Genomic DNA, 19,576 nt, shown 5'->3' on the forward strand with positions numbered 1-19,576 from the left:
AATGACTCAAGATATCTTAGAAAGAATAATGATTAATGCTATTTGTAATTTAGATGTGAACCCTTTGAATAATTTGAGTGAAAGTTTTATGTATTCTAATTTAACAAAAGGAGAGATAATAGACGAGTTTACGTTTGTTTTTAATAGCTATAAATCTCAAGGTGTTCTAAAGTTGACTTATGAGCGATCAATTTGCAAGCATTGCTATTCAGATGCTGAAATTTTTAGCTTTTTTGATTTTATTAGCGGATCATTTATTACAAGATATATAATTCACTTTCAGTTTAATAAAAAATGTACTGTCAGGCTCTGTGATAGTAGTTCATTGCCTTTAGGAAAGGAGAGAGCAATTTTCTAATTATTTTTTTTGAAATTTTTTTATTTTTTTATCTGAGAGTTTCTCAGTGATGAGGAACCTAGAGATCACCCCCACGCTTTGTCCAGTTTGGGCGGATACTCCGTACCTAATTGTTAAATCTAAAAATTAAAAAGACTATGGTTAAAATTGTAGATTTTAAAACCTATCAAGCCGAAGATGGGAAAGACTTTTGTACCCTAATTGTACAAGGAGGACTTGAGGCTGTAAAAAGCCAAGAAAAAAACAGAACTTACTTAACTGCAAGAACAGCAAGAGTATCTTGTACGTTTAATGAAGCAGTGTGTAAATCATTAATTGGATCAGACTTTCCAGGCACTATTCAAAAAGTAGAAGTTGACCCTTATGAGTACACTATTAAAGGATCTGGAGAAATTATTACATTATCTCACCGCTATGAGTTTTTGGGAGAGGAGGAAAGCATTGTCAAGGAGAATGTTTTCAAAGAGGAAGAAGTGTTTTAAGCTTCTTTGATAATTCAAATTTAAAGGTTCTAGCTTAGGTTAGGGCCTTTTTTTATGGCTATATAAAAAGATTATATAAGCTCAAATTTTATTAAATATAATATATATGAAACTACAACAAGCCAAAAGGCATCAAGTTAAATTACGACTTGGATTAAGTGGTGCAAGTGGATTTGGTAAATCTTATAGTGCACTATTACTAGCATTTGGAATTACAAATGATTGGTCTAAAATTGCAATTATAGATACAGAAAACGGTAGTGCTAGTTTGTACTCACATTTAGGAGATTATAACGTATTGTCATTAGAAGCTCCTTATAGCCCTGAGCGTTATATTGAAGCTATTAAAGCTTGTGAAAATGCTTCAATTGAGGTAATTATAGTCGATAGTATAACTCATGAATGGAATGGGAAAGGGGGATGCTTACAAATTCATGAGCAATTAGGAGGTAGATTTCAGGATTGGGCAAAATTAACCCCAAGACATCAGGCTTTTATAGACGCAATATTACACTCCAATTGTCATGTAATTACAACGACTAGACGTAAAGTAGATTATTCATTAGACACCTCACAGAATGGACGTACAAAAGTTGTCAAACATGGCACAAAAGAAATTACTAGAGAAGGATTTGAATATGAACTAACTGTAAATTTTGAATTAATTAATGATAAGCATTTAGCTAAAGCATCAAAAGATAGAACCGGATTGTTCTCTTCTGATAAACCTGAATTTGTAATTAATGCCTCTACAGGTGAGAAATTAATTGCTTGGTGTAACGAAGGTATATCAATAGTAGAGATTAATAACGAAATTGAAAGCTGCGTTTCTATCGAAGATTTAAAACGAATTTACACTAAATATTCAAGTGTTCAATCAGAGATTAAACCACTAATTGTAAAACGTAAAGAAGAATTAGAGGCTATAGATAGTCAGCTAATTGACCAAAAAGAAATTGTAAACCCATTAAAAATAGAAAACAATGGAATTGATAGCTAATAACAACACTCAAAGTATGGTTCTAAACCATTCAGAAGTAATAGATAATACTTCAAATAATTTTATAGAAGCTAATACAGAAAAAGTAAGTTTACTGCATTTAAAGGAAAAATGTACAATTCCTGTATTTGCTAAGGACAACGAGACAACAATAAGTCATTTTCAGTTTATTAATGAAACTTTAGAAATGATTAAGTCTCAATTTCCTAATACTAATCCTAAAGCTCCCGATATTAGAGTAAGCCACGTGGTAAAGGGAAGAGTTCCAGCAGCTATAGGTAAACCTGCAAAGGAATTATTGGAGAATGAGAAAACGATTTATTACGAGCGCTGTGCTTTTGTAATTGAAATTCCGAGTTTAAAGAAGTTATTAATGGCAATGAACTATCGTTATGTGTAGGTGGAGTTAGAGCATACAACCAAGAAAATCTCTACAGTAAAAAGAGTTTAGAGAAATTTAAAATGTTTGTAGGTTTCCAAAATAAGGTTTGTACTAACCTATGTGTGAGTAGTGATGGTTTTACCAATGAGATTAGAATAGGTTCTATTTTAGATTTAAATCAAAACATTCAAAATTTATTGAGTAATTATGATAGGAATTCTCATCTAAGTGCTATGGAATCAATGTCTAATTATAGTTTAACCGAAAATCAATTTGCTAATTTGGTTGGAAAGACAAGAATGTTTCAACATCTAGATAAAGGAGAACAGCAAGGGAAATTTTTAACCAATTTAAATGATTCGCAAATTAATAACGTAGTTAAAGATTACTATAGTTGTTCAAACTTTAGAAGAAATGAGGATGGGAGCATTAACATGTGGAATTTATATAACTTATTCACAGAATCTAATAAGAGTTCTTACATAGATTCAAATTTTGAGCGTAATGTAAATTGCTACGACTTCGTAAATCACCTAGTAGAATCGATTAAAAATGACACAATGAGCTGGTACCTTCATAATTAATATATAGCTAACTCGTGTAATTCAGCATGGCCTGAAACACATAAATGTATTATAAATGGATGATAAAGAATTAGCAGAATTACTTAAATATAGCTCTTCTAAGGAGCTTTATATTGTAACATGGAACAATCTGCTTAAACTCCTTTTTTGTCCCTTTAAAGTTAAAACAAATCATAATATTGGAGTGCTTAAAAAGGGACAGAAAGTTATGGTAGATGAAGTTAAGGTTACCCAAGAATTACAAACAGTTTATATCATTAAAAACAAGGCTTTCTACTACTATCATTTTGATATAATATTAGATAACTAAGTTTTAGATATAATACATCAAATTTGATTGGACTTTTATGTTGTATTTTCTTTACTAGATTCTTTTGAGACTTTTTTTGTCCTTAAATTTAAAAATACTGAAAAGCAATCAGAATATATATAGTATTAAGTGTTTTGAAAAAACCATTATATTTAATGCGCTTAATACTATTATATTAATAACGCATGATTGATCCTAAACTAGAAGACTTGTATAAATTTAATGACATTAAATATATTAACAAGACTTTAATAATTGAATTTATAGAGGGGTGGTATGATTTTTATGGAATACCAAAACCGAATAATGCTCCATTATTTACCGAATATAAAATAACTATATATGATACAAACCCTAACACAGGTGTTACTAATAAACACGAGTATAATCGCACAATAGAGGGCTTCGTTAAAAACAAAATAAATGACACCTTTGACAGGTTAATTTCAGAATATTATGACACTATTAGATATGAGTCTGAACCTGTAAAAAAAGCAGCTTATTATAATTTAATTTATAATCAATTAAATGAATTATATAAGCAATTAAAAAAACAGGACTTTATAACTATATATCTAATATATTTTAAAAATGGAATAGATTTATTCAAAAGAACATTTGGTTCTACTTCAACACAAAGAGCAACTTATCAAAGACAGTTGGAACATAGCTTTGAAACCTTAGTAACAAATCGAATGACCCAACAAGATATAAGCTATAAATTAGAGCGCATTTTTAGCAAATTAAAAATCAATGATTTTATTCCTTTACATGCCGAGAGCAAAGATTTTCTGAAGCTGTTTTCTCGGAAATATAGTGGATAGTAAAATGAGGTGGTCGGGATCATTAAGCTCATTCTATTACTTTAATAAAAAACTAAATAAGCTCAGTTTTATAAAGGATTTAAAGGGTAATAAATGGGGTGTAGCCAATAAATGTTTTTATATTCTTAATAGTGATAACGTTGATTATGAGGTCTCTAAATTTAGAACTCAGAAAGATCCATCAAAAAAAGTTAAGGCTGTTCTAGATGAAATCCTTGAAGTGTAATCAAACTCTACATTACTACTCTACACCCTAAATATTTTTTATACTTTTTTAATGCATGAAGACTAGCTTTCTTAAGCTAGAGCACTCTACACCCAAGAATCAAGTCCTTATTTACCCTATGATTACTCATAATTTTGATGTCAGATGTTGGAATTAAGCTTCTTATATAATATCTACTAACAATTGAAAGAGGTGTTTATTATTAAAATTATGAAAAAATTAAGAGAATTGAGAACAGACAAAACAGTCGAGGTCAATGTTAAACAAAGCACAATTAAAAATATTCTTCCGAGATGAAAATTCTGTTAATGCTGAAGAAAAAATTAAAGATTTTAAATTCTGGTTGAATGAGCCGAAACTTAAAATTGATCATTATCTATTAGTGAAATTTTTAGAAGGTAAAGGAATTAAAAAAGTGAAAGACAGTACAAGTGGAAATTACATATTAATAAAAAATTCGGAGGTATAATTGATGAAATGCAGAATCATAATATAACTGAACTAATACGAAAGTTTCTAGAATATAAAAAAGAGATAGAAGTAATAAAGCTTTTCGCAAGTAGTGTTGGGAATTATGTTAATATTAGACTATTTGAAATGCTTAAATCAGAAAAGCCTTTAAATGATAGGGACACTAAACACAACTCATTCATGTATTTTGAAAATAGAATTTTTATTATTGATAAAAATAAAGTTAGCACTCAAGATTGGTTAGATTTTAATGGTGCTATATGGCGAAAAAGAATCATTAAAAGGAAAGCAGATTACATACCAAATGAAAAAGGACAGTTCTACCAATTTTGTTTTAACATTTCTAAGCAAGATGAAAATAGGTTTAAAGCCTTAAAAACAATTATAGGTTATTTGTTGCATAGATATCAAGATCCGGCAAACACCAGGGCCATTATTCTAGTAGATGAGGATATTTCTTTTGACTCTACTGCAAATGGAAGACGCGGAAAAAGTCTTTTGTGTATGGCTATAACCATGTGTAGAGATGTTGTTAATATGAGTGGCAAATCTATTAAAAAAGGCAATTGGTTTAAAAATCAAAGAATAACTAGAACAACTGACATTGTTTGGTATGACGATGTGAAGAAAGACTTTGATTTTGAAGACCTATATGACACCATTACATCTGGTGTGGTAGTTGAAAAAAAGCACAAAGATGAGTTTTATATTAAACCAGTAAGATGCACCAAAGACAATAATAAGTAGTAACTATGTTGTTAAAGGTACCGGCGGTTCGTCAGATAGAGCACGTAGATGTGAGTTTGAAGTAGCTTCATATTATTCAGAAGAGTTCTCTCCTTTAGATGAATTTAAAAATCGATTTTTTACAGATTGGGACGATAATGAATGGAGTTTATTCTATTCTTTTATGGCAAATTGTATTAAAGAATATTTAGCAAATGGATTAATTGTAGCAGAACCTATTAATCTAGATAAAAACAGGATGATAAATGATACTTCACCATTTTTTGTAGAATTTTTTAATGAATTTGTAGAACAAAACGATTGGATTGACAACAGAAATCTCTTAGATAAATATCATGTTTTAGCAGAAGATAAAGAAAAGATAAGTTCTAATAAGTTTTCTAGAATGATGAGGGCCTTGGCAGCGCAGAAAGATTTAATCTATGAGAATAGATCTTCAGGAGGAAACTATTTTTTCAGATTAATCCCTAAATCATAGTATTATGAAAAAGTCTAAGATATTTGGAATAATATATACTTCAAAAAACAAAGAAACTGGCAAATATTATATTGGAGCAACAAAAAAAAGTCTTAAAGAAAGGAAAGTAGACCACATTAATAAATCTAATAACAATAGTAGCTTGCCATTTCATGAAGCAATAGCAACATACGGTATTGACGCTTTTGAATGGCAAGAAACAGATACCGCAAATTCTAATGATGAGTTAGCGCAAAAAGAAAAAGCTTATATATTAGAATATAATGCAAAAAACGAAGGTTATAATTCAGATTCCGGCGGAGGTTTTAAAAAAACAGTGTATCAATATAGTTTGGAAGATGGAAGCTTAATAGGTAGCTGTAAATCATTGGAAGAAGCTGGTAAAGTTGTCAATTCAAAGAAACAAGACATTTCTAGAGCGTGTTTAAGTGTTAATAAAGTTTACCGTGGATTTTACTGGAGTTATGAATTTAAAGAACCTTTTGAGCCTGAAATTGATGAGCGAAAGAAAGGGGTAACACAACTAGGTTTAGATGGTGAATTTATAAGGGAATATAAATCGATTAATGAGGCTTCAGAAGTAACTGGTTATAATAAAACTTCAATAGCAAAAGTATGCAGAAGAGAACGCAAAACTGCTGGAGGGTTTTGCTGGACCTATAATTGAAACATATAAGACATCTTCGGGTGTCTTTTTTTAGTGAATAAAACTAGAAGCTAGAAATTATACTCATATTTTATTTCTATTTTAGAGAACCAAAATGATGATTAAATGATTTTAGAAAATGATGATAAATTAATATCCAAAGTTACTGTTAGACTTAAAAGAACTGATAATAATACAGTAATAGGAACAGGGATATTATACTATCAAGATAGCCTTAAAGATAAAATATACATTTTTACTACAGCCCATTCTTTATTTAATGACTCAGATGAGTTTAAAGAAAAATTAGATTCTATAGATATTGATGTTTTTAATGACAATTCTAACAGATATGAGACTATCACTGTTAATAATATAGACGAGCGTCTTATTTCAAAAGATAAGGACAGTGATTTTGCTATAATTATTATTGAAAAAGAATTAATAGAAAATTTAGTTGGTGAGATACCAAAAATAAAAGTAGCAAAAGAAAGATTGGATTTTTCCAAATTTGTTTGCAAAGGGTTTCCAATGGCAACTATGGGCAAGGAACTTGATGTAATATATCCAATTTGGAAACAAAGAATGACAGAAGTCGATAAGTTTCAGCTAGAACTAACTGAGACATATACTGAGTTTAATATGAAAGGTTTTTCTCGGTGGTGGAATTTTTATGGTTGCAAATGAAACCATCTATTTATATGGTGTTTTTGCAAGGTTTAGGGAAGAAGAAAAGGGGAATGTTATTTATAGTCAGTATATATATTCATTAAATGAATTCTTACAAACTAAATATTTTCCTACTATCTCATTTGATTACATCGGAAAGAATAATTTGGCTGAAATTTTTTTTAAAAATCATATAGATAAAGCAGTTGCTAATCTTGGTCCTAGGTTTAGCAAACAATTAAATTTTAAACTTCCAATTGCAAAGCTATTCAATGATCTTGCATTTGATAGTAATTTTAAATTTCGCTTTCAAAAAGTTTTTGATGTGTGGTTATTGGAAAGTATTTATAGTTCATTTTCAGATGAAAGTAATCTTAAATATTTAGATGATCAATTCTTTGATATTAAAAACAGGGTGAAAGATTGGGTTATACAAAATGCCTTCTCTGTTGGTGAAACAATAGATTATAAATGGATTGAGGATGAAATTAATAAGTTTAACACAAGATTATATGAAGAAGAACGTAAACTTTATGATTTGCAATATGAGAAAGAAAAGGACAATAAATTAAAAGATAAGAAATCACATATTTACAGAAAACCTTTTGAAAGTTCAATCAATAGATTAAAAAAGATTCAGAGAGTTAATCGTGATTTATTAAATAATCTTGATGAAAAGATAAATATTTCAGTTGCAAATAGCCCAATTCTTATTCTTGATGGCGAAGCTGGTTCACGTAAATCACATCTTTTAGGAGATATAGCTAATAGAAGAGTTGAATATGGTTTGCCAACACTTCTTTTTTTGGGACAAAATTTTAATTCAGTAAGTAATGTTGAGACTAATATTATACAATCTTTAGATGTTAATTGTTCATTTTCTGAATTATTAGATGGTCTAAATGACATTGGAAAACAAATAGGTGATAGAGTAATTGTTTTAATTGATGCAATTAATGAAGGTCCAGGGGGTAAGTTATGGAGAGATCAGATACAAGGTTTTATAGCTGAGATACTTAAAAGACCCTATCTAGGACTATGTGTTTCAATTAGGACAACATATATTAAATCTATTATTACGGATGAACTAAAAAATGATGATAGGATTAATTTTGTTAAGCATTCAGGATTTAAAGGAAATGAATATGCAGCACTTAGAATGTTTTGTGATTTCCACGATTTGAAACAACCTAGCTTTCCCATTCTGTCGCTGGAATTCACCAATCCTCTATTTTTAAAAATTATTTGTGAAGGTGTTAAAAATTCTACACCAAAAGAGTTTCCTCAGGGGTTTCAAGGTGTAAAAAAAATTTTTGACTTATTCTTAAAGTCAATTGATTCCAAATTAGAAGAAAAAAGAGAGGATTACAAGAATAGAAATATAACTGACAAAGTAATTAAAGAATTAGCTTTTAAAATTTTTGAAAGTGATTACAAAAGGGTTACAATAGAAGAAGCTACTCAAATAATGGATGATAAATTTTCAAGACACCCATATCTGCTAAGTGATTTAATAGAAGAAAGTATTTTAATTAAAAATATATATGAAGATTATTCTTCCGCGAAGAAATTGAAGTAGTCTATTTTTCCTATGAGCGATTTGGAGATTTCTATTTAGCAAATGAACTATTGAATAAATACAATTCTAAAGAAGAGATAAGTTTTGCATTTAAAAAAGAATCTGAATTAGGGGAACTATTAGAACATAAGTATTATATATATAATGGTATTTTAGAAGCCTTAGCAACAATTTTACCCGAGAAGTATAGTCTAGAAATATTTGAGGTTTTTGACTGGGTATTTGAAAAGGTTAAGGTTTTGAATGAATTGAGTTTTGATGAAAGACAATCTAATCGTGATTATCATTTATATGATAACCTTGCGTCTTGGATTCAAGGCTTCTTTTTAAATAGTCTAAACTGGAGAACAATTAATAGTGTAGATGATCAGAAAATAACTTCTTGGCTAACAAGTGATAAAGCTAGTTTGGGAGATGGAGAATGGTTTATGAAACTAGTAGAATTAACTGCTCTAAAAAACCACCCATTTAATAGTGATAGATTACATGGTGTATTGAGTAGGCACTCTATGGCTGAAAGAGATAACTTTTGGCAAACTCATATTAGATGGAGTAATGGATATGATGATAATAATAATGGATTTCCTATAAGAAGATTAATAGATTGGGCTTGGAGTGAAAAAATAAGTGGATTGATAGATGAGGAAACAGCTAGGTTATGTGGGCAGACTTTAGCTTGGGTTTTATCTACTACTAATAGGATTTTGAGGGATCAAACAACAAAAGCTTTAGTTAATCTACTAGAAGATCAACCTAATGCGTTAATTGAAATTTTAAAGGCGTTTGAAACTAATGATGATTTATATATTAGGGAAAGATTATATGCTGTGGCTTATGGATGCACACTAAGAATTAAAGATAATAATGGTATTAAAGATATCGCTCAATATGTTTATGAATCAGTATTTAAAGAAGGTAATCCACCAGTGCATATTTTATTACGAGACTATGCTAGAAACATTATTGAGTACAGTGTCTATAAAAATTTAAATTTAAATTTTGATTTAAACCTTGTTCGTCCACCTTATAATACTTGTTTGCCAAAATTACCAACAAGTCAAGATATAGCTGAATTTAAAAAAGATAATGATAGTAAAGACTTTGATAAAGAATACGGGCATGTACTAAATCATATTTATTTTCAGGTAATTGAATGGGATTTTGGCACAAAAACTATTGAACCGAGAACTTAATCATTTCTACCCTATTAGCTTCAAGGCTAAAAAAGAATGTAAAACCTTTGTGAAAGAGTTGGGTAAAAAGAGAAAAAAATTGATAATATCATATAAGTCAATACTTAAAACTAAAATTCGCTATGAGAAGGATAAGAATCGATTTTCAAAGGTGTTTACTAAAGAACAGTATGACGTACACATCCAAACATTAGACTCACTTCTTGAAAAAAGTTTAGAACTTATACAAGAAGAATTTAAAAATGGAGAATTAGAGTTTATAACTAATACTTTAATCCCCTACTTGTTTGATAAAGCAGAAATGCAGTTAGATAGAATATGGTATAGATTAAGTAGTATGCCGTATAGAAGATGGATAGTTAAAAGAGTTTTTGAATTAGGTTACGATATTAATCTCCATGGAAATTATGATAAAAATTTCTCAAAATACGGTAATAGTTATTCAGATGAAACAGAAAGAATAGGTAAAAAATACCAATGGATTGCACTTCATGAAATTTTAGCAATAGTAGCTGATAATTTTAAAATAAAGAATGAATATTCTAATGGTAATAACTATGACTATTATGATGGTCCTTGGCAACTTTATACTCGCGATATTGATCCCGTTTTAACAACGAGAGTAGATTTGGATAAGAGGTATGAAGATGTATTTGAACAAGATTTATTAAATCATAAAAAATGGTGGTCAGACGTGGAATACAATTTTTGGGATAAACCTAATTTAGAATGGTCTGAAAGTTTAGAAGATTTGCCAAATATTGAAGATTTATTATTCAAAAAAGATAATAATGGTATTGATTGGTTTTACTTAGAATATTTTCCGAATGGGAAGAACCTAAAAGATTGGGTGAAGAAAAGTACTTGAGTGATGGGAAACGCTTAAGTTTTTCAGTTAGGGCATATTTAGTAACTGATAAAACTAAAATTAGTTTATTAAGTTATTTAGAAAACAAGAATTTGGATGGAGATTGGATGCCTCGAAATCAAGGACATTATGGTAAGTTGTTCAATAGAGAAAAATTTCGTCGCCAGCGTTCCTTTCAGTGGAAAAAGAACCAATATGGAGTGAAATAATAGATAAAAAGACTAGAGTCTATACAGGTCACAAAGTAATAGTTACAACGACTAACGCTAAAGGAGGTATTGAAAATGATAAATCTGGCGCAAATTTTAATTATGATATACCATGTAGGACTTTATTTGAAGGTTTAAATTTAAAATATTCTTCGAAAGATGGTGACTTTAATAATGAATGTGATGAAGTTATTGTAACAAATATTAACCCTAAAGGAACACTTGTCAAAAAGAGTAATCTTATGAAATACCTTAATGAAAATAATTTATCAATAATTTGGACTGTATATGGACAGAAGATAGCTAAGTCTGAAGATAGATTTTATCATTTTGGAGTACCAAGTGGTGTTTTTTATTTTGAGAAGAATAAATTAACGGGAAAAATTAATATGTATAATAGAGACGATTAGTATGGAATTATTTTTTTATCAAGCTGAGTGTGGAGATTCAGCCGTAATCAGATTTAAAGATCCAAAGGGGCGTTTTAGAAATATATTAATTGATTCTCGGATATGAGAGAACATTTAGGCACATACTAAAAGAAGAAATTAGAAGGCTAATAGATAATGATGAAAGATTGGATATATGTGTTGTATCTCATATCCATGATGATCATATTGGAGGAATAATTAAATACATTAAAACTATTAAGAATAAAGAGTTAGAAGATATAGTTAATAAATGGTTATACAATCCTCCCGTAAATTATAAACCTACTAAAATAGTATATGAAGAGTTAATTAGCTCTCCAGCGAGTATAAGTCAAGGAGATGATTTGTTCCATTACATTAATTCAAAAGGCAAATTATTGAGTTATGACATATCAGATGAACTAAAATCACTTGAATGTGAAAATTTAAAGATGACTATTTTGTCTCCGCCAAGAGAGAAATTAAAGTCATTAAGGAAGAAGTATAAATCTAAATATACTTTTTTAGAAACAATAGAAGAAGATTCTATTAGTGAGGCCGTATCAGCTAAAGAATTTGATTATTCAACTAAAATAAGTAACTTTAAATTAGATATTTGGAAACAAGATGAGTCCATTGAAAATGGAAGCAGTATAACGATACTAACAGAATATGGGGGAATTAAAGTGTTGTGGCTTGCAGATTCTCACCCTAGTGACGTGGTGAATTCTTTAAAGAAATTAGGCTACTCAAAGAAAAACAAAGTTAAATGTAATTGGGTGAAAGTTTCACATCACGGTAGTTCGGGAAATAATAGTAATGAATTATATAGTTTAATAGATTGCACAAATTATTTAGTGAGTGCAAATGGTGAAAACAAACATTTTTTGCCTAAAAAGGAATCTCTTGTTAGAATAATATTAAATGAGAATAGAGATTTTAATATTAAATACAATTTCTATTTTACATATGATAATGATTTATTGAGAAGTATATTTGTTGTAGATGGCAAAGAAGTGTTTAGAGAATGGAATTTTGAAGTAAAATATTTGACTGATAAAAAATATTTTCACTTTAATTTAAATTCTCAAAACAGAAATAATAATTCCCCCAAATAAATTAAATGAAATCTTTTTTAAACTTGAACCCTGAAGAGTCTATAACGCTTCATAAGGCTGTTTATCGTAATGCCTTAAATCTAAAGAAAGATGCAAATACGATTAAAGAAATTAATAAATCATATTGCTCAGCGACTTCATTACTTATATTAAGTTCAGAAGAAGTTATTAAAGCAATTTTGGTATTGTTGCACTCAGAAGGGTATAAAGTATATCTATTAAAAGACGCAAAAAAGTTTTTTTTAGATCATAAAATTAGACATGAAATATCAAAGTTAATTGAAACTGGCTCCGGTTTATTAGAAAGCACAATTAAATGGGATGAAGTTAAAGACGAAAAATTATTTAGCACTAGGCTGAATTGGTTTAATGAAATTGCAAACGGAATTCTAAATATATCTAAACTAGCTCAACCTATCCTAGATAGCATTTCCCACATTGAGCATTTACAAATATTTGATAATCTAAAGAACGGTGGTTTTTACGTAGACTATTATAATGAACTGTTAGAGCCTTCAAAAATAGTAAGTGAGCATGAATATTATAAAGTAGAAGTGACAATTAAAAGAATATTTGCTTTCTATAAAGTATTAAGAATAATTCATCACCCTAGTTTAAAAAAACATATGTCAGAACGAGAAATTGAAGGATTAAAGAATAACCTAAAGGTTTTTATTAAAGATACTCTTAAGGGCTATGATTTCAAAAATACACCACAAATTTAAATCTAAAGGCTCACTTTTAGACATCCAAAACAAAAAAAAATCATAACATATTGAAGCTGAGTATTTAATGGTCACTGGTTCGAGTCCAGTTCCCGCTACTAGGTAAAAAGACTAAAGTTAATCCTTTAGTCTTTTTTTTTGCAATAAACTCAAATTAAAGTGAACGAGACCTTTATCCTGAGCGCAGTCGAAGGGAGTCAAGTTCCCGGTAATAAGAGGTAAGGTTAGAAAAACACTAATTGTCTTCCCTCTAAACAATTATAACTCAAATTATAGTTAGCTTTTAACTAACAGGATCTATTTGCTTTTTTAGGGCCTGCAATACGACACTCTTAGTACATAGGAGTTGCTGTATTCCATTAGACATGGCTAGTAGTGTGTTTGGTAATTTTGTCTGAGAAACCAAGCACCTTATCTTGAAGTTGTTAATTAAATAAGGCGTATAATTATTTCATAATAATATTGACTTATCTTGCAGCCGTTTTAGTGGTAGTACATGCCAGTAATATAAGAACACATAATCATGGATAATAATAACAACAAAAAAGATACAGTAACTCAAATAAATGAAGTAATAGAAAGTTACTTTAGCACAAATACTGATAAAGATTGGATTCCCGCAAAGGACATCATGCCGGATTTAATTAAGGCGGGGGTTTTTACAAAAGATCAAAAAAAGGTTTACCACTTCGAAAAGTATTACGTGCTTTAGATCAGGAGAATCTTTTAAGCCGCATACCTTCTGTGCACACAGAACGCAAAGAAACCAGTGTGTATTGGTATTTGGTAAGAGAGGGCGCTAAGTTCTCACCAAATGAACCTATAAGTAGTGTTTCTAAAAAAGAAAGAGCGCAAGCGATTAGAGAAAATAGTGATGAATTTTACATTTTAAACCTTTGCGACGAATTGCTTAAAGAAAAAGCATCCCGTAAACACACCTTTTCTTTTTTGTTGGGGGATATGCATAAAAAAGGAAAGACAAGAACGCCGTTGCCTTTAGCGGCTTTTTACAAAGACGCTAATTTAGTGATTGAGTTTTTAGAAAAGCAAACAAATACGGATCAGCATTTGGACAAAACAGATGAGGCGACTCTAAGTGATTCAACGAGAAGAGAACAACTCATAAAGTACAATAAAAGGCGCAGAGATGTGCTTCAAAAAAAGGATATAAATTTAGTTGAAATTGATTATTCGTTATTTGAATGTGATAATAAGAAGCGTTTAGTTCGCGATAAGGCAAAAGACGTAGCGCTCCTAAAAAAAATGCTCAAACCGTATTTGAAATAATTTAGGCCATTGTTTTTTGTGAGTCATTACCCAAAAGGAGTGTCAAAATTTGGTATAGAGCTATGAAAAAAATGGAATAAGTTAAAGAATAAAGCCTTATTGATATACATTTAGATTTATTAATTGTTGAATTTAAAAATGACATATCATGAAGGTACAAGCCTATTTATCCTTTAGTGGAAATTGCCAAGAAGCATTAAATTATTATAGTGACTTATTTAACGCCAAGGTTATCAATCGGCAAACTTATGAAGATAAAAAAGTAGATGTCCCATCGTCGTATAGGGAGAAACTACAGCATGCAGAATTAAAGGGAGATGGCCTCCATTTTATGGCTTACGATGTATCACCGGATACGCCACTAAATAGTGGAAATCAAATTCATATGAGTATTGAGGCTTCCAGTAAAAATGAAGGAAAAGCGCTTTTTGAGAAATTGTCAAGCGGTGGCGGATACATCATGAGTATCGCGAAAGAGAATGGGGGTATTTTGGACGTTGCACAGATAAGTATGGTATTGGCTGGATGGTCAATTATAATAACTAAGGGCGGTTCTAATGCTTGCTAAAAATCTTTTGGTGTAGATTTTAGGAGGCTCATTGATACAAGGGAAGTGTTTAATTTCTCCTCGGTATTTATTGGCACTTTTACTTAACAAGGTTCGTTTTTAATTAAACGTATTTTAAATTTTCGTAACTTAGCAATTAGTATGAAACAAGTATTCCATAAAATAATGTCAATGGTAATGGTTTGGGTAGTGTTATGCTCTACGCTGTCTTTTACTGTTAACAAACATTATTGTGGTGATACTTTAGTGGAAACGGCTCTTTTTCATAAAGCAAAAGGTTGTGGGATGGACATGGGCACGCCTTCAGGCATGACCCCTAAAGGTTGCGTAATCACAAAAAAGAACTGCTGTGATGATAAGCAATTCGTGATTGATGGTCAAGATGAATTACAAATCTCATGGGATACCCTTTCTATAAATCAGGAGCTCTTTATAACGGCATTTGTTTACGCCTACAGTAATCTTTTCGAAGGTGTAGAAACCAACGTCTCATCCTATCAAGATTACAAACCACCACTCGTCATAAGGCAACTCTACAAGATTGACGAGACCTATTTAATTTGATTTTTAAACAATAGACTGTATTATCCTATGACGTTATGTCCTAAGGATAGTTTGCTGTATTCGGTGTTTTCTTAACATCATGTCTAACCGTTTAATAATCAAAACTAATGCTCAATAAAAGCATCAAATTTTTAATAGAGAATAAACTCGTTGCTGTACTAATGCTCGTTGCATTTGTTGGTTTCGGAACCGTTTACGCTCCTTTTAATTGGGATACAGGGCTGTTGCCTACCGACCCGGTTGCCGTGGATGCCATTCCTGATATTGGAGAAAACCAACAGATCGTGTTCACCAAATGGGATGGACGTTCTCCACAGGACATCGAGGATCAAATTACCTATCCATTGACCACCACGCTGTTGGGGGTTCCAGGGGTAAAAACCATTCGTAGCTCGTCCATGTTCGGGTTTTCTAGCATTTATATCATTTTTGAAGAAGATGTCGAGTTTTACTGGAGTCGTAGCCGCATCCTTGAAAAACTGAATTCACTCCCTGCCAACCTATTGCCGGATGGTGTCAACCCAGCTTTGGGGCCCGATGCTACGGGCTTGGGACAAATATTTTGGTATACCTTGGAAGGTCGTGACAAAGATGGCAATGTCACTGGAGGATGGGACTTGCAGGAAATGCGAAGCATTCAGGATTATTATGTGAAATATGCACTGGCTTCTGCAAGTGGGGTTTCTGAAGTAGCATCCATTGGTGGTTATGTAAAGGAATATCAAATAGATGTGAATCCGGAATTGATGCGCCAATACAATATTGGTTTAAATCAAGTGGTAAAGGCGGTCAAGGAAAGCAATAAAGACATTGGTGCACAAACCTTAGAAATCAATAAAGTCGAATATTTAGTGCGTGGTTTAGGCTATGTAAAATCCATCGCCGATATTGAAAATGCCGTAGTGCATACCGAAAATTATACAGCCATTAAAGTCAGTGATATTGCCAAAGTATCCATGGGTCCAGCAGCCCGTCGAGGAATTTTGGACAAAGAAGGCGCTGAAGTTGTTGGAGCCGTAGTGGTGGCACGTTATGGTGCAAATCCTCCGGAAGTCATCACCAACGTCAAAGAAAAAATAGAGGAATTGAGCAAAGGATTGCCTACTAAAGTGTTGAGTGATGGCAGAACATCACAAGCGACTATTGTACCTTTTTACGACCGTACGGAGTTGATACAAGAAACCTTGGAGACGCTCAACGAAGCCTTAACGCTCGAAATACTAATAACCATTTTGGTTATCCTCGTTATGGTGTTTAATCTCCGGGCCTCTATCCTTATTTCGGGGCTCTTGCCTGTGGCTATACTTATGGTGTTCATTGCAATGAAATTCTTTGAGGTGGATGCCAATATCGTTGCGCTTTCCGGGATTGCCATCGCCATTGGAACCATGGTAGATGTGGGGATTATCCTCTCTGAAAATATCATTCGGCATTTAGATGAGGACGATAGAAATTTACCCATCAATACAGTAGTTTATAACGCTACAGCAGAAGTGTCAGGGGCTATAGTCACAGCAGTTTTAACGACTATTATCAGTTTTATTCCGGTATTCACGATGATAGGTGCCGAAGGGAAATTGTTCAGACCCTTGGCATTTACCAAGACCTTTGCTTTGACAGCCTCTATTATCATCGCACTCTTTTTGATTCCTCCATTTGCGGCATTCTTCTTCAAAAGTAGAAACATCCGTAAGGCGGCAAATTATGGGATTAGTAGCTTATTGATTCCGCCGGATTCATCGCCGTGATCTTTGGATATTGGATTGGTCTTATCCTGATTGCGTTTGGCTTTGTGGCCATTTCTGTGTTACGTGAAAAGCTCTCAAAAGAACGTTCTAATTTGTTCAATATATACCTATCTGCAGCTGCCATTGTTTTTCTGTTGGCAGAATACTGGCGACCACTGGGCGTGGATAAAAGCATCTTTTGGAATCTTATTTTTGTGGGCATTATCTGTTTCGGATTGCTCGCAAGTTTTATGTTCTTCAAAACATATTACACCATAATTTTAAAATGGGCATTGGAGAATCGACTTGTATTTCTGACAATTCCTGCAACCTTGTTGATTTTTGGTTTTTTCATTTTTAAGAATACAGGAAAAGAATTTATGCCCTCGCTTAATGAAGGGTCGTTTCTCTTGATGCCAACCTCTATGCCACACGCCGGTGTGGGAGAAAACAAGCGTGTGTTGCAGCAGTTGGATATGGCAGTTGCTAGCATTCCTGAAATAGAAACCGTCGTAGGAAAAGCGGGTAGAACAGAATCTGCGCTCGACCCAGCGCCATTGTCTATGTATGAAAACATGATTCAGTACAAACCTGAATATATGTTGAAAGAAGGCAAACGTCAACGCTTTAAAGTGGATGACGAAGGTTTCTTTGTTTTGAAAGATAACACCTTTATTGCCAATCCGAATAATGATGTCACCTCGAGTGCCGTCGCGAACTATCGTCAAAACGGAAAAAAAGTGTCATTCACGGTTGATGAATCTTCAGAAAAGTTAATTCCTGATGGTGATGGCGCGTTTTTCAGAAACTGGCGACCAGAAATTAATTCTCCGGAGGATATCCGGAACGAAATTGTAAGGGTCACTAAATTACCAGGCGTTACTTCTGCGCCAAAACTACAACCCATAGAAACCCGTTTGGTTATGCTGCAAACAGGCATGCGGGCGCCCATGGGTATTAAAGTAAAAGGTCAAGATTTAAAACAAATAGAAGCCTTTGGTGTGCAACTTGAAGGAATTTTAAAACAAGCTGAAGGTGTAAAAACGGAAGCTGTTTTTGCAGACCGTATAGTAGGTAAGCCGTACCTTCTTATAGATATCAATAGGGAACGATTATCCCGATACGGTATTTCAATAGAAGATGTTCAAAATGTGTTGCAAGTAGCTGTCGGTGGAATGGTATTAACAAAAACAGTGGAAGGCAGGGAGCGATATGGCATTCGTGTACGCTATCCTCGGGAATTAAGAGGTAACCCTTCCGATTTGCAGGATATTTACGTCCCGGTAGAGAAAGGGAGTCCCGTGCCGTTAAGTGAGTTGGCAAGCATTCGCTATGAGCAAGGCCCGCAAGTTATAAAAAGTGAAGACACCTTTTTGGTAGGCTATGTCTTGTTCGACAAATTGGATGGTTTTGCTGAGGTGAATGTGGTAGAAACCGCACAGGCACTTATCCAACAAAAAATCGATACTGGGGATTTAATTGTTCCTAAAGGCATCAGTTACAAGTTTACTGGAACCTATGAGAATCAATTACGAGCCGAAAAAACTTTATCTGTCATTGTGCCATTGGCGTTGTTCGTTATTTTCATCATTCTGTATTTTCAATTCCGTTCGGTTTCTACCACCTTTATGGTATTTACGGGTATCATGGTGGCATTTGCAGGCGGATTTGTCATGATTTGGCTGTATGGACAGGATTGGTTCTTGAATTTTGGCTTCTTTGGCGAAAACCTGCGCGACCTCTTCAATATCCAAACCATCAATTTAAGTGTCGCGGTTTGGGTAGGCTTTATCGCCTTGTTCGGTATTGCCACAGATGATGGTGTGGTGATGGCAACCTATCTCACACAGACCTTTGATAAAAATGACCCAACAGATATAAAAGAAATTCGCCAATCGACATTGGAGGCAGCATCTAAGCGTATTCGCCCTTGTTTAATGACAACGGTAACCACCATTTTAGCATTGTTACCAGTGTTAACGTCAACAGGAAAAGGGAGTGACATTATGATACCGATGTCTATACCTATTTTTGGCGGCATGTTGCTGGATACGACTTCCTATTTCCTTGTTCCAGTTCTATTTAGTTGGAGAAAGGAACGGCTAGCTAAAAAAAGATTAAACAGTGGAGGATAGAAAATAGACAAGAGAA

General features: G+C 32.4%; 22 protein-coding genes and 2 pseudogenes. All 24 read left to right on the forward strand.

Going from position 1 to position 19,576, the window contains the following annotated elements; all coding sequences use genetic code 11:
• Position 1: 1 nt before the first annotated feature.
• Positions 2 to 358, forward strand: coding sequence for a hypothetical protein (locus N7U66_RS17340; protein ID WP_267676266.1), 357 nt, complete (start codon positions 2 to 4; stop codon positions 356 to 358).
• Between the two features lie 110 nt (positions 359 to 468).
• Positions 469 to 840, forward strand: coding sequence for a hypothetical protein (locus tag N7U66_RS17345; protein ID WP_267676267.1), 372 nt, complete (start codon positions 469 to 471; stop codon positions 838 to 840).
• Between the two features lie 106 nt (positions 841 to 946).
• Positions 947 to 1,840, forward strand: a complete 894-nt coding sequence (locus N7U66_RS17350) for an AAA family ATPase (RefSeq protein WP_267676268.1) — start codon at positions 947 to 949, stop codon at positions 1,838 to 1,840.
• 16 nt (positions 1,841 to 1,856) lie between these two features.
• Positions 1,857 to 2,806: pseudogene (locus N7U66_RS17355) on the forward strand (DUF3871 family protein).
• A 55-nt stretch (positions 2,807 to 2,861) separates the two neighbouring features.
• Entirely contained in the window at positions 2,862 to 3,116 is a 255-nt protein-coding gene (locus N7U66_RS17360; RefSeq protein ID WP_267676269.1) for a hypothetical protein, read from the forward strand.
• Positions 3,117 to 3,301: 185 nt separating this feature from the next.
• Complete coding sequence (locus tag N7U66_RS17365; protein ID WP_267676270.1) at positions 3,302 to 3,940, forward strand: hypothetical protein; 639 nt, start codon at positions 3,302 to 3,304, stop codon at positions 3,938 to 3,940.
• A 4-nt stretch (positions 3,941 to 3,944) separates the two neighbouring features.
• A complete protein-coding gene (locus N7U66_RS17370) occupies positions 3,945 to 4,166 on the forward strand; it encodes a hypothetical protein (protein ID WP_267676271.1) in 222 nt (73 codons plus the stop codon).
• A gap of 256 nt (positions 4,167 to 4,422) precedes the next feature.
• Entirely contained in the window at positions 4,423 to 4,635 is a 213-nt protein-coding gene (locus N7U66_RS17375) for a hypothetical protein (protein ID WP_267676272.1), read from the forward strand.
• Positions 4,636 to 4,643: 8 nt separating this feature from the next.
• Positions 4,644 to 5,384, forward strand: coding sequence for a hypothetical protein (locus N7U66_RS17380; RefSeq protein ID WP_267676273.1), 741 nt, complete (start codon positions 4,644 to 4,646; stop codon positions 5,382 to 5,384).
• A gap of 163 nt (positions 5,385 to 5,547) precedes the next feature.
• Positions 5,548 to 5,862: a hypothetical protein gene (locus tag N7U66_RS17385; protein ID WP_267676274.1), complete on the forward strand. Its 315-nt coding sequence runs from the start codon at positions 5,548 to 5,550 to the stop codon at positions 5,860 to 5,862.
• A 4-nt stretch (positions 5,863 to 5,866) separates the two neighbouring features.
• Positions 5,867 to 6,529, forward strand: a complete 663-nt coding sequence (locus N7U66_RS17390; RefSeq protein ID WP_267676275.1) for an NUMOD1 domain-containing DNA-binding protein — start codon at positions 5,867 to 5,869, stop codon at positions 6,527 to 6,529.
• Positions 6,530 to 6,634: 105 nt separating this feature from the next.
• Positions 6,635 to 7,195 (forward strand): hypothetical protein, encoded by a 561-nt coding sequence (locus tag N7U66_RS17395; RefSeq protein WP_267676276.1) that lies wholly within the window; start codon positions 6,635 to 6,637, stop codon positions 7,193 to 7,195.
• On the forward strand, positions 7,182 to 8,756 hold the full coding sequence (locus N7U66_RS17400) for an NACHT domain-containing protein (RefSeq protein WP_267676277.1): 1,575 nt from the start codon (positions 7,182 to 7,184) through the stop codon (positions 8,754 to 8,756). Before N7U66_RS17395 ends, N7U66_RS17400 begins: the two co-directional genes overlap by 14 nt.
• Before the next feature lie 50 nt (positions 8,757 to 8,806).
• Positions 8,807 to 9,949, forward strand: a complete 1,143-nt coding sequence (locus tag N7U66_RS17405; RefSeq protein ID WP_267676278.1) for a hypothetical protein — start codon at positions 8,807 to 8,809, stop codon at positions 9,947 to 9,949.
• Positions 9,933 to 10,817 carry a hypothetical protein gene (locus N7U66_RS17410; RefSeq protein WP_267676279.1) on the forward strand — a complete coding sequence of 295 codons (885 nt, stop codon included), beginning with the start codon at positions 9,933 to 9,935 and terminating at the stop codon, positions 10,815 to 10,817. Before N7U66_RS17405 ends, N7U66_RS17410 begins: the two co-directional genes overlap by 17 nt.
• Positions 10,796 to 11,026 (forward strand): hypothetical protein, encoded by a 231-nt coding sequence (locus N7U66_RS17415; RefSeq protein WP_267676280.1) that lies wholly within the window; start codon positions 10,796 to 10,798, stop codon positions 11,024 to 11,026. Before N7U66_RS17410 ends, N7U66_RS17415 begins: the two co-directional genes overlap by 22 nt.
• Positions 10,996 to 11,436 (forward strand): hypothetical protein, encoded by a 441-nt coding sequence (locus N7U66_RS17420; protein ID WP_267676281.1) that lies wholly within the window; start codon positions 10,996 to 10,998, stop codon positions 11,434 to 11,436. Before N7U66_RS17415 ends, N7U66_RS17420 begins: the two co-directional genes overlap by 31 nt.
• A gap of 89 nt (positions 11,437 to 11,525) precedes the next feature.
• Positions 11,526 to 12,554, forward strand: a complete 1,029-nt coding sequence (locus N7U66_RS17425; protein WP_267676282.1) for a ComEC/Rec2 family competence protein — start codon at positions 11,526 to 11,528, stop codon at positions 12,552 to 12,554.
• A 5-nt stretch (positions 12,555 to 12,559) separates the two neighbouring features.
• Positions 12,560 to 13,279: an AbiV family abortive infection protein gene (locus N7U66_RS17430; protein WP_267676283.1), complete on the forward strand. Its 720-nt coding sequence runs from the start codon at positions 12,560 to 12,562 to the stop codon at positions 13,277 to 13,279.
• 523 nt (positions 13,280 to 13,802) lie between these two features.
• Positions 13,803 to 13,991 (forward strand): hypothetical protein, encoded by a 189-nt coding sequence (locus N7U66_RS17435; RefSeq protein WP_267676284.1) that lies wholly within the window; start codon positions 13,803 to 13,805, stop codon positions 13,989 to 13,991.
• A gap of 32 nt (positions 13,992 to 14,023) precedes the next feature.
• Positions 14,024 to 14,566, forward strand: a complete 543-nt coding sequence (locus tag N7U66_RS17440; protein WP_267676285.1) for a hypothetical protein — start codon at positions 14,024 to 14,026, stop codon at positions 14,564 to 14,566.
• Between the two features lie 148 nt (positions 14,567 to 14,714).
• A complete protein-coding gene (locus N7U66_RS17445; protein ID WP_313791299.1) occupies positions 14,715 to 15,134 on the forward strand; it encodes a VOC family protein in 420 nt (139 codons plus the stop codon).
• Between the two features lie 141 nt (positions 15,135 to 15,275).
• Positions 15,276 to 15,698 carry an HYC_CC_PP family protein gene (locus tag N7U66_RS17450; protein WP_267676286.1) on the forward strand — a complete coding sequence of 141 codons (423 nt, stop codon included), beginning with the start codon at positions 15,276 to 15,278 and terminating at the stop codon, positions 15,696 to 15,698.
• Between the two features lie 107 nt (positions 15,699 to 15,805).
• Positions 15,806 to 19,560 (forward strand): annotated as a pseudogene (locus N7U66_RS17455) (efflux RND transporter permease subunit).
• Positions 19,561 to 19,576: the final 16 nt, after the last annotated feature.

The organism is Lacinutrix neustonica, assembly GCF_026625145.1.
Lineage (GTDB): Bacteria > Bacteroidota > Bacteroidia > Flavobacteriales > Flavobacteriaceae > Lacinutrix > Lacinutrix neustonica.